This is a genomic window from Endozoicomonas sp. 2B-B, from assembly GCF_053470045.1.
Genome location: NZ_JBLZMU010000001.1, coordinates 153,271 through 167,330, shown reverse-complemented (window position 1 = coordinate 167,330; position 14,060 = coordinate 153,271). Strand labels below are relative to the sequence as shown.

General features: G+C 47.1%; 13 protein-coding genes. 11 read left to right on the top strand and 2 right to left on the bottom strand.

From position 1 onward, the window contains the following. Positions 1 to 66: 66 nt before the first annotated feature. Positions 67 to 336 (bottom strand): hypothetical protein, encoded by a 270-nt coding sequence (locus ACOMHB_RS00585; protein ID WP_448215075.1) that lies wholly within the window; start codon positions 334 to 336, stop codon positions 67 to 69. Positions 337 to 787: 451 nt separating this feature from the next. Between ACOMHB_RS00585 and ACOMHB_RS00580 the strand changes: the two genes are divergently transcribed. The 10 genes from ACOMHB_RS00580 to ACOMHB_RS00535 all read left to right on the top strand — a co-directional run bounded on the left by ACOMHB_RS00580 (position 788) and on the right by ACOMHB_RS00535 (position 9,389). Then, positions 788 to 1,690: a LysR substrate-binding domain-containing protein gene (locus tag ACOMHB_RS00580; protein ID WP_448215074.1), complete on the top strand. Its 903-nt coding sequence runs from the start codon at positions 788 to 790 to the stop codon at positions 1,688 to 1,690. Between the two features lie 320 nt (positions 1,691 to 2,010). Further along, positions 2,011 to 2,406 (top strand): ATP synthase subunit I, encoded by a 396-nt coding sequence (locus tag ACOMHB_RS00575; RefSeq protein ID WP_422136038.1) that lies wholly within the window; start codon positions 2,011 to 2,013, stop codon positions 2,404 to 2,406. A 54-nt stretch (positions 2,407 to 2,460) separates the two neighbouring features. Beyond that, the gene (gene atpB, locus ACOMHB_RS00570; protein WP_422136037.1) at positions 2,461 to 3,342 is read left to right on the top strand and encodes a F0F1 ATP synthase subunit A; all 882 of its coding nucleotides are present in this window, start codon (positions 2,461 to 2,463) and stop codon (positions 3,340 to 3,342) included. A 91-nt stretch (positions 3,343 to 3,433) separates the two neighbouring features. Further along, entirely contained in the window at positions 3,434 to 3,688 is a 255-nt protein-coding gene (gene atpE / locus ACOMHB_RS00565) for a F0F1 ATP synthase subunit C (protein WP_257253757.1), read from the top strand. A gap of 211 nt (positions 3,689 to 3,899) precedes the next feature. Next, on the top strand, positions 3,900 to 4,370 hold the full coding sequence (locus tag ACOMHB_RS00560; protein WP_422139378.1) for a F0F1 ATP synthase subunit B: 471 nt from the start codon (positions 3,900 to 3,902) through the stop codon (positions 4,368 to 4,370). Between the two features lie 12 nt (positions 4,371 to 4,382). Continuing rightward, on the top strand, positions 4,383 to 4,916 hold the full coding sequence (locus ACOMHB_RS00555) for a F0F1 ATP synthase subunit delta (protein WP_448215073.1): 534 nt from the start codon (positions 4,383 to 4,385) through the stop codon (positions 4,914 to 4,916). Between the two features lie 37 nt (positions 4,917 to 4,953). Next, complete coding sequence (atpA, locus tag ACOMHB_RS00550; RefSeq protein ID WP_422136034.1) at positions 4,954 to 6,495, top strand: F0F1 ATP synthase subunit alpha; 1,542 nt, start codon at positions 4,954 to 4,956, stop codon at positions 6,493 to 6,495. An 85-nt stretch (positions 6,496 to 6,580) separates the two neighbouring features. Continuing rightward, positions 6,581 to 7,441, top strand: coding sequence for a F0F1 ATP synthase subunit gamma (gene atpG / locus ACOMHB_RS00545; protein ID WP_422136033.1), 861 nt, complete (start codon positions 6,581 to 6,583; stop codon positions 7,439 to 7,441). Positions 7,442 to 7,483: 42 nt separating this feature from the next. Next, positions 7,484 to 8,860 carry a F0F1 ATP synthase subunit beta gene (atpD, locus tag ACOMHB_RS00540; protein WP_317144281.1) on the top strand — a complete coding sequence of 459 codons (1,377 nt, stop codon included), beginning with the start codon at positions 7,484 to 7,486 and terminating at the stop codon, positions 8,858 to 8,860. 103 nt (positions 8,861 to 8,963) lie between these two features. Next, positions 8,964 to 9,389: a F0F1 ATP synthase subunit epsilon gene (locus ACOMHB_RS00535; RefSeq protein ID WP_422136032.1), complete on the top strand. Its 426-nt coding sequence runs from the start codon at positions 8,964 to 8,966 to the stop codon at positions 9,387 to 9,389. A gap of 102 nt (positions 9,390 to 9,491) precedes the next feature. Here ACOMHB_RS00535 and ACOMHB_RS00530 read toward each other — a convergent pair whose 3' ends face one another. Then, positions 9,492 to 11,942 (bottom strand): OTU domain-containing protein, encoded by a 2,451-nt coding sequence (locus tag ACOMHB_RS00530; RefSeq protein WP_448215072.1) that lies wholly within the window; start codon positions 11,940 to 11,942, stop codon positions 9,492 to 9,494. 598 nt (positions 11,943 to 12,540) lie between these two features. Here ACOMHB_RS00530 and ACOMHB_RS00525 point away from each other — a divergent pair. Next, positions 12,541 to 13,926, top strand: coding sequence for a hypothetical protein (locus tag ACOMHB_RS00525; RefSeq protein ID WP_448215071.1), 1,386 nt, complete (start codon positions 12,541 to 12,543; stop codon positions 13,924 to 13,926). Positions 13,927 to 14,060 lie beyond the last annotated feature (134 nt).

Sequence of the window (14,060 nt, the reverse complement as noted above, 5' to 3'; positions counted from 1 at the left end):
TGGGTTGTGTGTTATTGTTACCGGGCTCCTGAAAACTGGCAAGTTTGTCGGTTATTAAAAAGTAGCTCAATGCATGGTCAGACAAGATTTAGCCTTGAAAAAGTGTTCGAATTTTGTCCTGCAATAAGTCGCAGGAGCAGACAAAACCGGGTAACTTTTTCGAAGACCTGAACATTTCAAATGTTTATCTGCTTCACGGAAAAAAGCACCAGGATTATCAAGTGTTGATGAATACTTTCTCTTTTTTTTGCAGTACACAATCTTTTCAAGAACGGATGTTTGTTTTTTAAGATCAACCCAATGCTTTACATTTCGATCATTATATACTTGGTACATAGCCACTCCTTGTTGGACAATTATCATAAAAATCTTTCTGAGTACGGTTTCAAAACAACTCTAAGATGAGTGTTATTATTGATCTGCGAGGGTGGCTGCATTATAAGGAGTAGGCTTATTCCCTGAATAATCAATAAATCAAGAGAGTCTTATAATGAGCACTTATGAGTGAGTAATTGATAGACAAATGAGGAAAACCTAAATCTACTTAAAAATCTTGACGGTTTTATTACAAAAGTCGTTAAGGTTATCGAGGGATGACGTACTCTATTTTATAATGTGCGTGTAACGAAGGACCTCTTTCATTGCGGGTGTCATTTTTTTAGGCCAACCCAGGTTTTGGTGTCCTGTTCACTAATAACAACTCCTAAAATTTAAGGTGTTAATTTTATCTATGCCACCCGGGATTTCACCGTCCTTTTTGAGCTGGCAATGGATATCGGAGCAGTAAATGCGTATCACATTGAGGCAGCTTGAAATTTTTAAGGCGGTCGCCCAGTCCGGCAGAGTTACAGCAGCAGCAGAATCCCTGTTTATTTCGCAGCCCGCTGCCAGTATGGCACTGTCAGAACTGGAAAAGCATTTAGGCCCCTTATTTGACCGACATGCTGGTGCGTCCATGGCATTAAACGACTCTGGTCGATCATTATTACCCATGGCAGCAGAGCTGATCGATCGGGCCAACGAGATTGAAACCCAGTTTATAGAGGACAGCTGCTATAAAGAGGGAACGCTGAAGATACATGCAAGTTCTACCATTGGTAATAACCTGATGCCTCGTATTCTTGGGAGGTTTTTCAAGGAATTTCCCCATATCAGGGCCGAACTGGCGGTTGAAAATACCCGCAGTATTCAGCAGAGAATATTGGCTATGGAGATTGATCTGGGCGTCGTTGAAGGCAGCTGTCTGCACCCGGAAATAGAAGTGATCCCCTGGCGCGAAGATGAGCTTGTTATTATTTGTCATCCTGACCACCCCATGGCCGGGAAGACCGTGGATCTTCAGTCCCTGAAACACGAAGAGTGGATACTCAGGGAGCCAGGCTCAGGAACCCGGGAACTGTTTGATGAAGTCTTGGCAACACGTTTATGTACACCTAACGTTATAATGAGTCTTAACCGGGCCGAAGCCGTCAAGCAGGCTGTTATGGAAGGGTTGGGTATTGGTTGTATTTCCAACCTGGCTATATGGCGGGCCAGGAATGCCGGTCTGCTATCGACCATCAACGTGTCTGACCTGACTCTGAATCGTCATTTTTATCTGTTACTTAACAGGAAAAAATATCGAAGTGGCGTGATCAAGAAAGTCTCTGAGTTTATTTTGCAATGGGATGACGAGCTTTTGGTCCATTAGCTATTGAACGTCATTCATTGGGACTCACGGGATAATATTCTTCCGAAGTCGTATAGTGTCAACCTTTAAGATATTAGTTGAACGCAGGTGCATGTCACTAGTATACTTTCGCGCGCCGTAGGGGTGAAAAAAAGTTCTAAGATTTTCAGTTGTGTGAAGTTTTGCCATCTGATGTTTAACTGTATTCACACATCGCAAAGGCTGAAACCCCTGGTATTTTCTGAGGGGCGGATCAAGACTTATCAGACCTGTTAAGATACTCAGGTCAAGCGCAGGAGCCTGTGTCTGTAAAGACGACGTGGAGAGTCAAAAGTAAAGAGATGTTTAGAAGTGACAGTCGGGCCAGTTACCCGCACCTGCAACAGCCACGTATCTATCGTGTTGTCGTTGCTCAACTGTTGGCTACAGTATCTCTGACATTGCTTTTGCTGCCGCTGGGTAAGTCTTTCGCTATATCCGCTCTGTCAGGTGGTTTGGCATGCAGCGTCCCCAATGCTTATCTGGTCTGGAGAGCATTTCGATACCGGGGAGCCAGTGCGGCACAGAAAATAGTCAGGTCTTTTTATCAGGGTGAAGCGGGGAAGTTTGCCTTAACGGTTCTGGCGTTCGTTCTGATTTTTACACGGATACCGTCAATCGACCCCCTGACGATGTTCGGTGCATTTGCTTTGATTCAGGCGGTAAACTGGCTGACCCCTCTTCTTATTAAGAGTTGAGGCAGGTTTACTGACGACAGATTTATACAATGATGATGGTGTACGGGAAAATTCATGGCGACGACTGCAACTGAGTACATAGCCCACCACCTGCAGAATCTTACCTTCGGTAAGCTGCCTGCAGGTTTTGAACGTGTGGACAATTATGGCAATGAGCTGGGTGTTCTGTCGGAAGACACCTGGACCTTTGCCAGAACCGCTGCTGAAGCAAAAGAAATGGGTTTCTGGGCGCTGCACGTAGACAGTCTGTTCTGGTCTGTTCTGCTGGGTGTGGTGTTCATCTCGATCTTCCGTATGGTGGCCAGGCGTGCATCTGCCGGTGTTCCTACTGGCATGCAGAATCTGGTTGAAATGGTCGTTGAGTTTGTGGATGGCAGTGTCAAAGACTCTTTTCATGGCAGAAATAACCTGATCGCCCCGCTTGCATTGACTATTTTCTGTTGGGTTTTCTTTATGAACCTGATGGACCTGATCCCTGTTGACTGGATCCCGGGGCTGGCCTCTGCTTTGGGCATTCCTTATATGAAGATTGTACCGAGTACAGATCCGAATATTACTCTGGGTATGTCCCTCTCTGTCTTTATGTTAATTATCTTTTACTCGATCAAAGTGAAAGGTATAGGTGGTTTTATTGGTGAGCTGACCCTGCATCCGTTCAGCAGCCCTAACAAAGCTGTGCAGGCTCTGTTGATTCCAATCAACTTCCTGCTGGAATCTGTGACCATGATTGCCAAGCCTATCTCTCTGGCTCTGCGTCTTTTTGGTAATATGTACGCAGGTGAGCTGATCTTTATCCTGATTGCCCTGGTCGGCTACATGCAGCTACCTTTGCACTTTGGATGGGCTGTTTTCCATATTCTTGTGGTCACTCTGCAAGCATTCATCTTTATGATTTTGACCATTGTTTATCTAAGCATGGCAAGCGAAGACCATTAATTATAGATATTGTACGTCAGCTGACTGACGTAGTGTGTTAACTAACCTAAAACTTCAATTTAACAAAGACCACAATAGGTCGGGAGGAAATATGGAACTGGTAGTAGGTCTGACTGCAATCGGTGTTGCTTTCATGCTGGGTCTTGCGGCTCTGGCTACAGCTATCGGCTTTGGTTTGCTGGGTGGAAAATTCCTTGAAGGCGTTGCCAGACAGCCTGAAACGGCACCAATGCTGCAAACCAAAATGTTTATCGTAGCGGGTCTTCTTGACGCTGTGCCAATGATTGCTGTGGGTATAGCCCTGTTCTTCACCTTTGCTAACCCTTTTGTAGCTCTGGTTCAGTAATCGCTGCAGTGAAGATCCGGCTTGGCGTTGAAGTACGGCCGGTCTGAGAGCCGTAACGAAACGAAAAGCCGAATAAAGATCCTGGATGTACTCGTAGGCTGGGTAAGCTGATCTAAACAACTTTGTTGGGAGCGTCTTATTTTGCTAAATAGAAGTAGTACGCTCATCTGAGGCAGGATTTTAAGATTTTACTGGAGCATTTGGAGTTCGCATGAATATCAATGCAACTATCATCGGTCAGACGATCGCCTTTGCTGTGTTTGTCTGGTTCTGCATGAAGTATGTATGGCCACCCATCATGCAGGCCCTCAACGACCGTAAGAAACAAATCGCTGACGGACTGGACGCTGCAGCTCGTGGTCAGAAAGAGCTGGAACTGGCTCAGAAAAAAGTTCTCGAAGAACTGCGTGAAGCCCGTGAAAAGGCTCAGGAAATCATCGAGCTGGCAAACAAGCGTTCTGCCCAGATCCTTGACGAGGCTAAAGATCAGGCCCGTGAAGAAGCTGATCGCATCAAGGTGGCTGCGCAGGCTGACATTGAGCAGGAAGCCAACAGAGCCCGCGAAGCTCTGCGTTCACAGGTTGCAGCCCTGGCTGTAGTCGGTGCTGAGCGTATTCTGGGTGAAAATCTGGATGAGTCAGCTAACAGCCGTCTGGTTGATGACCTGGTTGCTGAACTCTAAAGGGGATTGACCATGGAATTGACTACATGTGCCCGTCCCTACGCCAAGGCCGCATTCAAGATAGCAAAAGAGCACGACCAGTTATTTGAATGGTCTCAGATGCTAACTTTATGTGCGAGTATATCCAGGCGTGAGGCTGTGGGCAGGACGCTGAAAGACCCGTCCACCACAGGGGACATGAAGGCAGACGCCTTTATCGAACTGTGCAAAGGCAGTCTTTCGGTTGAAGTCGAGAATTACATTCGGATCCTTACGAATAAAAAACGGATTTTTCTGCTTCCCCAGATCGACGCGATCTTTGAGCAGATGAAAGCACAAGATCAGAGTTATCAGGATATAGTCGTCACTTCGGCTTTCCCGCTGTCCGATGAACAGCAGGACAAAATCGCAAAGAAAGTTGAAAAACGACTTGGTCGATCAGTACGAATGCATACACAGGTAGATACCTACCTGATCGGCGGCGTCATCGTGAAAGCTGGAGACCTCGTTATCGACGGCAGTGTCCGCTCGCGGTTGACCAAGCTTGCCGATGCGATGATTTCATAATTACTTTTTTTTAAGTAAAAAGTTTGGCAGGTAAGCTATGCAACTGAATCCTTCCGAGGTCAGTGACATCATCAAGAGCCGCATAGAGCAGCTTGATGTGTCCAGTGAAGCCCGCAATGAGGGCACCATCGTCAGTGTCACTGACGGTATTGTTCGTATACACGGTCTGCAAGACGTAATGTACGGGGAAATGATCAAGTTCTCCGGCGGTGTATACGGTATGGCGTTGAACCTGGAGCAGGACTCCGTCGGCGCTGTTGTATTAGGTGACTATAGTCAGTTGGCTGAGGGCCAGACTGTTCAGTGCACCGGTCGAATTCTTGAAGTACCTGTTGGCAGGCAGTTGCTGGGACGTGTTGTTGACGCGCTGGGTAACCCCATCGACGGCAAAGGTCCCGTTGAAGCCACTGAAACTTCGCCAATCGAAAAAGTAGCGCCAGGCGTTATTGCCCGTCAGTCTGTAGACGAGCCGATTCAGACAGGTTACAAGTCCGTTGATGCCATGGTTCCTGTTGGTCGTGGTCAGCGTGAGTTGATCATCGGTGACCGTCAGACGGGTAAGACCGCTCTGGCCATCGACGCGATCATCAACCAGAAAGGTACTGGTATCAAGTGCGTTTACGTAGCGATTGGCCAGAAGCAGTCTTCTATCGCCAACGTGGTACGCAAGCTCGAAGAGCATGGCGCAATGGAACACACCATAGTTGTTGCCGCAGGAGCTTCTGATCCGGCATCCATGCAGTTCCTGGCGCCATTTGCCGGTTGCTCCATGGGTGAATACTTCCGCGATCTGGGTGAAGATGCCCTGATTGTTTATGATGATCTGACCAAGCAGGCCTGGGCCTATCGTCAGATCTCTCTGTTGCTGCGCCGTCCACCGGGCCGTGAAGCTTATCCGGGTGACGTATTCTACTTGCACTCCCGTCTGCTGGAGCGTGCTTCTCGTGTAAACGCCGAGCATGTTGAAAAGCTGACCGATGGTAAAGTGAAAGGCCAGACCGGTTCCCTGACCGCCCTGCCCATCATCGAAACCCAGGCAGGTGACGTATCGGCCTTCGTACCGACTAACGTAATCTCTATTACCGATGGTCAGATCTTCCTGGAAACCGATCTGTTCAATGCGGGTATCCGTCCTGCGATGAACGCTGGTATCTCCGTATCCCGTGTAGGTGGTGCTGCCCAGACCAAGATCATCAAGAAACTGGGTGGTGGTATCCGTCTGGCTCTGGCTCAGTATCGTGAACTGCAGGCGTTTGCCCAGTTTGCTTCTGACCTTGATGAAGCTACCCGCAAGCAGCTCGAACACGGTCAGCGTGTTACTGAACTGATGAAGCAGAAACAGTACGCGCCAATGTCTGTTGCTGACATGGGTGTTGTCATCTACGCCGCTGAAAAAGGCTACCTGGAAGGCGTTGAGTTAAACAAGATCCTGGACTTTGAAGCTGCCCTGTTGAGCTTTGTAAACTCTGAATTCAGTGAGCTGATGGCTCGCATCAACGAATCTGGAGATTACAACGGTGAAATTGAAGAGGGTATCAAAGCGGCTATTGAGAAGTTCAAGGCCACCCAGTCATGGTAACAGTTTTCAGTGGTCAGTGGTCAGTGGTCAGTAAAGCTGGCTTACTGGCCGCTGGCCTCGAAAGCCTGGCTTGAGGAACTGAATAATGGCAGGCGCAAAAGAGATCCGGACGCAGATATCGTCCATTAAAGGTACGCAGAAGATCACCAGCGCCATGGAAATGGTGGCGGCGAGTAAGATGCGTAAAGCTCAGGAGCGGAGAGAAACCAGCCGCCCTTATGCCGAGCGTATCCGTCAGGTTGTAGGGCATGTTGCTCACGCCAATGCCGAGTACAAACACACCTTCATGACAGAACGTGAGGTGAAGCGTGTCGGTTTTATCATCGTTTCCACGGATCGGGGCCTCTGTGGAGGTCTTAACATCAACCTGTTCAAGAAAACCATTGAGAGTATGACTCAGTGGAAAGATCAGGGTGCTGAAATAGATCTTTGCCTGATCGGCAGCAAGGCTGTTGGATTTTTCCGTAGTTACGGCGGGAACGTCGTAGCAGCCACAACACATATTGGTGACTCACCCAACATTGCTGATCTGATTGGTGGTGTAAAAGTGATGCTGGACAAGTACGAAAACGGTGAAATTGACCGTTTGTACGTTGTTCACAACCGCTTCGTCAACACCATGACACAGTCTCCTGAGGTATTGCAGTTGTTGCCTCTGGTTCCAGATGAAGATGAGTCACTGAAAAGACCCTGGGATTACATTTATGAACCTGATGCCAAACAATTGCTGGATGGCCTGTTGATCAGGTATATCGAATCCCAGGTATTCCAGGCAGTAGTAGAAAATAACGCCTGTGAGCAGGCCGCGCGAATGATTGCCATGAAGAACGCAACAGATAACGCCGGCAATCTGATTGATGACCTTCAGTTGGTGTACAACAAGGCTCGTCAGGCTGCAATCACACAGGAACTGTCTGAAATCGTCAGTGGCGCTGCAGCGGTGTAACTAAGGCGGCTGTATAAAAGATTAAAGGGTAGAGGAAAGGCTATGAGTAGTGGTCGTATCTTACAAATCATCGGCGCCGTCGTTGACGTCGAATTCCCCAGGGAAAGTGTTCCCAAAGTCTACGACTCTCTGAACGTCGAAGACAAAGATCTGGTACTGGAAGTTCAGCAACAGCTGGGTGACGGTATTGTTCGTACTATCGCCATGGGTTCCACCGAAGGTGTATCCCGCGGTCTCACAGTGGCTAACAGTGGTGAACCGATTCAGGTACCTGTAGGTACCAAGACTCTGGGTCGTATCATGGACGTTCTGGGTAACCCTATCGATGAGAAGGGCCCTATCGGTGAAGAAGAGCGAGCGTCCATCCACCGTAAACCACCCACCTATGCAGAGCAATCCGCTTCCAACGAATTGCTGGAAACCGGTATCAAGGTTATCGATCTGGTCTGCCCTTTTGCGAAAGGGGGTAAGGTCGGTCTTTTCGGTGGTGCCGGTGTTGGTAAAACCGTAAACATGATGGAGCTGATCCGTAACATCGCTATCGAGCACTCCGGTTTCTCTGTTTTCGCAGGTGTTGGCGAGCGTACTCGTGAGGGTAACGACTTCTACCATGAGATGACCGATTCCAACGTAATCGACAAAGTATCTCTGGTCTACGGTCAGATGAATGAACCACCCGGAAACCGTCTGCGCGTTGCTCTGACAGGCCTGACTATGGCTGAGAAATTCCGTGACGAAGGTCGTGATGTACTGCTGTTCATCGACAACATCTATCGTTACACCCTGGCGGGTACTGAAGTATCTGCTCTGCTGGGTCGTATGCCATCTGCGGTAGGTTACCAGCCGACTCTGGCAGAAGAGATGGGTGTACTGCAGGAGCGTATTACTTCCACCAAGACCGGTTCTATCACCTCTATCCAGGCCGTGTACGTACCTGCGGATGACTTGACTGACCCGTCTCCGGCGACCACCTTCTCGCACCTGGATGCGACCGTTGTACTGAGCCGTGATATCGCTTCCAAGGGTATCTACCCTGCGATCGACCCTCTGGACTCTACTTCCCGTCAGCTGGACCCTCTGGTCATCGGCCAGGATCACTACGACGTGGCTCGTGGTGTGCAGACCGTACTGCAGCGTTACAAAGAGCTGAAAGACATCATTGCAATTCTGGGTATGGACGAACTGTCTGAAACAGACAAGCAGACAGTAACACGTGCCCGTAAAATTGAGCGTTTCCTGTCTCAGCCATTCTTTGTTGCGGAAGTCTTCACCGGTGCACCTGGTAAGTATGTTTCCCTGAAAGACACCATCAGTGCCTTTAAAGGTATTCTGGCCGGTGAATACGATCACCTGCCAGAGCAGGCGTTCTACATGGTGGGTGGCATCGAGGAAGCGATCGAGAAAGCCAAGTCCATGTAATGGCCGGGACGCTCTGCTTTTGAGGAGCGTCACCCCGTGCCGGGAATGGTTCAATCATTTCCGGTCTACCGTCCATGCGAGGACATAAGAGGAGGTGACACAAATGGCGATCACGGTTCACTGTGACATCGTTAGCGCCGAGGAGGAGATCTTCTCCGGACTGGTAGAGATGGTTATTGCTACCGGTTCTCTTGGTGACCTGGGTATTGCCCCTGGCCACACGCCTCTGCTGACTGATCTGAATCCGGGTCCAATCCGCCTGATCACCCAGGGCGGCGCAGAAGAGGTGTTCTACATCTCAGGTGGATTTCTGGAAGTGCAGCCTAACCAGGTTAAGGTTCTGGCTGACACGGCTCTGCGTGCAGACGATATGGATGAGCTTGCTGCTGAAGAGGCCAAGAAACTGGCTGAACAGGAGCTGACTAATCAGAGCGGTGAGTTTGATTACTCCCGTGCAGCCACTCAGCTAGCTGAAGCCGCTGCTCAGCTGCGTACTCTGCAGGCCATTCGCAAGAAGCTTGGTAAATAAGCAACTTGTGTCTTATAAAAAAACCCGGTTTATTCCGGGTTTTTTTATACGTGTAAAAAATCACCCGCGCGGGTACAACGGGATAGAAGTATTTTGTCTTTTTTATTGCTGCATGAAAAACCGGAAACCGTTGCTCCCTAGGTTATTTTCCAAAGAAGGAAGATCGGGTAATTCATCAACGTTAATGATATTGGGTTGACCGGGGAACGGATCTTGCTGATAGGCAAAAGTCCAGTGGTTTGTATTGATGAATACTAAGATCAACGCATTATCGATATGTTGAGGTACATCGGCAGGGTCAATGTCTTCCGGCTGGCCCTGGTTCCACACAGTCACCTGCAAATCAGAGCTGTGGTTGAATTGCGGGTGTATTACAACAACGCTCCTGCCGAATGCCAGTGAAGCGAAGGCAGCCATGGATATGTCAACCCAGCCGTCTGGTCCGTCTGATGATATCTGGGCTAGAAGTTCAGGGGCTAAGGACATAATGCTTTCGGGAACATAACCCTGGTAGTTTGAGGGGGACGCAAGAAAGATTTGTAACGCACGTCTTATGCTTTCTTCGTCGTAACCCGGTAATTGCTGTGCCAACGCATGGGTAAAGCAATGTCCATCGCCGGGAGTATCGCCCAGTGCCAGCTGTTTTTGTTCGAGAAATTCATTGAGTTGCCGGGCATATTCAGACCCGTCTGTGGTATTCGTTTGTAGTTTTTGATAGATGGTCGATAGCTGCTGCGCAATATCTTCACGCGCCAGATGGTTAAATATGAATTTTCTTTTATAACCACCTATGTAATGCATATGGGGATGAACCGTTGCGTCGCCAACGCCGATCGCATGAAAAATCAATGTCCATAGTGCGCTGTGCAGGGGAGAGTAGCTATAAGCAGCAATGAAATTTATGGCATCAATCTCACTGTAACCGGGGCGCAGAAAACCGATGCTGAACATCACCTGCAGCATTTTCGAAATGCTAATGTCGTCAGTGTCAAGCTTGGCAATCCCTTCATTGAGCAACTCAGGTGCTGTAATGGGAGAGTTAACAACGACCTCCTTGATTCCTTCTGGAAGTCTATTATTACCCGCGCTGACCATAAAGAACCCCCGGGGCTTCTCTTTGTCATCCCTGCTGCGATGATCGGCATTGAGATCTGAGAAATCAGGTGTCGATGTAAAAGAGGGGACATGATTTTCTGTACTAAACCATTGTTGTCGGGTTTGCCCGTTTTTATATTTGTTCGCAGAGTTTTTCAGAGCTGAGTAGCTGACTCCACTGAGCGTAACAGAATCCTGGGGGTTAAAGGGCAATTGAGTCTTATTCTGATCCGGAAGCAATCGCAGTAAAGCATTAATATTTGATATGTGCCGGTTGACAAACAATCTCAGGGCCTGCTCTTGTTCCTGTGCAAATTTCCGTTGCTGTTCCAGCTCCCGGTCCGGGTCCCGCATCAACCTCATTGTCTTTCTCTGTCGCAGCCAGGGAACTGAGCTCATGTAAGTTGATTTTATGGTTTCATACACAGCCCCCTTTAGTTGAATGACCGAGCTGGATAATTTATGCAATTCCCAGGCAGCCAGTTCTTTCTCGCCATTAACTGGCTTGTTCTCAATAATGTCTAACAGCTTAGCTGTTGTCATATTATCGAAGTTAGTGGTGCTTAGTGCCCGTGATAAAGCTTCATACAGATCAGCCAGAGTGAAAACCATACCCAGATGAAGTGCATCGTTGAGCCTTCCAACGAATTCTTTTTCCTGATCAGTCAACTGTGTCCATATTTCTTCTGATTCCTGATTGCTACCTGTTGCCGGATCTGTCTGCATTGGATTACTAACTGGTGTTACCGAATAGGCCAGGAGAAAGTCGTTTTTCGGTTTTGTTACAGAGCCCCCATTGTCAATGAGCATAAGCCTTATTTGCATAGCCATTGAATAAAGCTCTGATGTATTGTCTCGTTTTGAAAAAAAACCGGGAAGCGGATAGATAATGTCTGAATTAAGAAGCTGTATCAGTTTTTCGGGGTATTCAGTGAAGTACTGAAAAAGTAGCCCGGTTATATCGGTTTTATCTTCAACGTTTATACGGTTAACAAACTGCCAGAAAGAAGGCGTGGCATTGGGATCTTCAGGCTCATATTCAAGCAGGTCGTGAAGGCTTATCACGTTAGAGGCCTGAGTTGTAAAGCGTCCGGTGGACCTTTCCATTTCAAGGTAACGATAGGTTTTTTTATTGTAATCAACCCATGTCAGGTCCTCCCTGACATGGGTGTAAAAATTAAAATGGTCTCTGCATTTCAACCAATGGGCATAGCCATAGGTTGCAGGTAATAGTTTTTTAGCTGAATCAGCACAATGGCTGCTTTTAATCAGCAGAGAGATATCCAGCAGTTTTTTTCTTACCAGCTGATAATAGTGCTTTTGTTCTTCATTTTCTGCCTGAACCGGAGAGGCTGTATACAAAAGAGCGAGTACAAGTGCTTTAAATTGAGGTTTTTTTAATACAGCAGCTATTAATAAAGTTTTTGTTAACGCTGCCCTCAGATTTTTAATATCCATAGTTTCTTATATCCTGTTTATGATTTTATTTAAGGCTGACAATTATAGTTGAAATTAATAAAAGTGCCGGTATTGCTAATTTTGCGTAAATAAAGCCCACCACCCTAATCAGGAATAAATTGTTTGGCACGTAAATCCTAAATTGACACCCTCTAGTTCGGTGGGGTCTCACGCGAATTGAGCATAAATGCTGATTTTAATAAGGGAGAAGCAGACAGAGACTATATAGGGTTATTTCTTTATCAAACTATAAAATCATTGAGCGCATATGCCATGCAACAGACTTCATAAGAATCAGTTTTTATAAATCGTTTATATACAATTTGCCGCTGAAATAAACGCTATACTCTCAGCTTTCCCCAGTATTACGGGGCCTTTTATTTCTGGATTCTGGACTTTACTGCAGTTGCCGTCGAGGAGCTTAAATATGAAACAAGTTTTAAGGGCTTTTCCTGTGACGTTGTTATCCATTGCTGTTATTTACAATGGAATAGCTCTTGCTGGGGTGCAAAGCTCTCTAGAGTACACGTATTCATATTTTAGTAACCATAAAAAGTTTATTACTGAGCTGTGTTTTATGGGGGTGTCTGGTGGGTTAATGTTTGGAATAGGTTTCATGCTAGGGCGCAGTGCTGCTGAAGAAGCGGAAGCGGACGAGAACGCGGAGAAAAAAAATCCAAGGGACTTCCCATTGAGTCTTGTTACTGTCAGCAGCAATTTAAATGCGGTAATGCGGACCATGCCAGCAACTCAGTATTACCAGAAAACAATTATCAACCAGTACAATCTGGTTCCATTTAATATTAGTGATGATAACTATGCTGACCCAGAGAAAAAGCTGGAGTACCTCTGGGCAAGGGCTACTTTCCTTGATGTCTATCCCAAGGACCTTAATAAAGGTGACCTCGAGCCAGCACTGTTTCCATTAAACACTGCATACGATCTGGCTTATACCTACGGGTCTGCAACCGAGCTTTGTAACTCTCCACTGCCGAAACCTTTAACCAAAAAATTCCGCTGCAATGATCAGCAACTGACCGGATTTTGTCGAATCAAGTTCATGCTCAATGGCAAGATCAGTACTCTGGTTGGTATGTTGGCCAACACACCCGATAATGTCAGCGGATGCCTTTTATCCAGCCGAAAAAGAGATAATTTCCTGGTGTCGTTGGGGGGTGAAACTCTGTTACCCAGAGATATTCTGGTCACCGACAAAAAGTATTATCAGATTAATGTTACTTATGACAATGTCTCCTATCGATTTCAGGATTGGCTCTTGAATCTACCACCCTTTGCATCAACAGTGCTGTTATCTGGAAGTTTGCGTCATGAAAGTCTGTGCAAAGATGGAGTCAGTCCTGGAGTCCAATGGTACAACGATGGCGCTCATAGCAGCGAGAATCGATGCGAAGGCTTGGCAGCTGAGGCAGAGCCAGCAGGCAAGATATCCCACTTCATCCCTGTACGACAGAAAGCTGATAAAAGCAGACCGTCTCCTGTGGTATGGCAGAAAGTGCCATCACAACAAGACAAAGGGACAGTCAGCATCGAAGTTCAGAAATACTTTTGTTCCCCCAGAAAGCCTTACAAAGAATTTATACTGGGCTCCTTGGCAGGAGAGGGACCTGATAAATATTGTAGATACATTGGTACCAGTGGAAAAAGTGGTTACGTTGCTACCAATCAGAATGGCAGTACTGCTTCTGATTACCTGACTCCCTTGGTTGACGCTAACATTCGCTGGCAGGCTTTTGAGGGTGAGCTGCCTGATAAGGCTGTTATTGCCGGATATAGCTATTCAAGTTCAGGCAAAGAAGTTAGCAAAGTGCCGCAATATTTTTGTCGTTTTATGAACAATGGTTTCAATACCTACGGAAAGTATTTTAAGGAGGGCAAAGTCTGTAAAGCTTCATTTGCAACGCCGAGTGGAGACTCCCACGCTCTAGTTGATTCAAAGACCTTTGAAATTCTGGTCGGGGAATGACGGAATCAGTTGAAAGGGAAGTGTGTATTCCTGAAAATCTTTGAAACCAACTGGTCAGGTACTTTGTTCATAAGGATCAGTTTTTACAAATCATTTCTATACTATTTGCTGTTGGAGTAGACACTACATTCTTG

What these genes read in the sequence shown, in the direction of transcription:
- ACOMHB_RS00585 (WP_448215075.1), bottom strand. Translation starts at nt 336, where the DNA reads ATGTACCAAGTATATAATGATCGAAATGTAAAGCATTGGGTTGATCTT.
- ACOMHB_RS00575 (WP_422136038.1), top strand. Translation starts at nt 2,011, where the DNA reads ATGTTTAGAAGTGACAGTCGGGCCAGTTACCCGCACCTGCAACAGCCA.
- ACOMHB_RS00525 (WP_448215071.1), top strand. Translation starts at nt 12,541, where the DNA reads ATGTTTGGAATAGGTTTCATGCTAGGGCGCAGTGCTGCTGAAGAAGCG.
- atpD (WP_317144281.1), top strand. Translation starts at nt 7,484, where the DNA reads ATGAGTAGTGGTCGTATCTTACAAATCATCGGCGCCGTCGTTGACGTC.
- ACOMHB_RS00560 (WP_422139378.1), top strand. Translation starts at nt 3,900, where the DNA reads ATGAATATCAATGCAACTATCATCGGTCAGACGATCGCCTTTGCTGTG.
- atpA (WP_422136034.1), top strand. Translation starts at nt 4,954, where the DNA reads ATGCAACTGAATCCTTCCGAGGTCAGTGACATCATCAAGAGCCGCATA.
- ACOMHB_RS00535 (WP_422136032.1), top strand. Translation starts at nt 8,964, where the DNA reads ATGGCGATCACGGTTCACTGTGACATCGTTAGCGCCGAGGAGGAGATC.
- ACOMHB_RS00530 (WP_448215072.1), bottom strand. Translation starts at nt 11,942, where the DNA reads ATGGATATTAAAAATCTGAGGGCAGCGTTAACAAAAACTTTATTAATA.
- atpE (WP_257253757.1), top strand. Translation starts at nt 3,434, where the DNA reads ATGGAACTGGTAGTAGGTCTGACTGCAATCGGTGTTGCTTTCATGCTG.
- atpG (WP_422136033.1), top strand. Translation starts at nt 6,581, where the DNA reads ATGGCAGGCGCAAAAGAGATCCGGACGCAGATATCGTCCATTAAAGGT.
- ACOMHB_RS00580 (WP_448215074.1), top strand. Translation starts at nt 788, where the DNA reads ATGCGTATCACATTGAGGCAGCTTGAAATTTTTAAGGCGGTCGCCCAG.
- atpB (WP_422136037.1), top strand. Translation starts at nt 2,461, where the DNA reads ATGGCGACGACTGCAACTGAGTACATAGCCCACCACCTGCAGAATCTT.
- ACOMHB_RS00555 (WP_448215073.1), top strand. Translation starts at nt 4,383, where the DNA reads ATGGAATTGACTACATGTGCCCGTCCCTACGCCAAGGCCGCATTCAAG.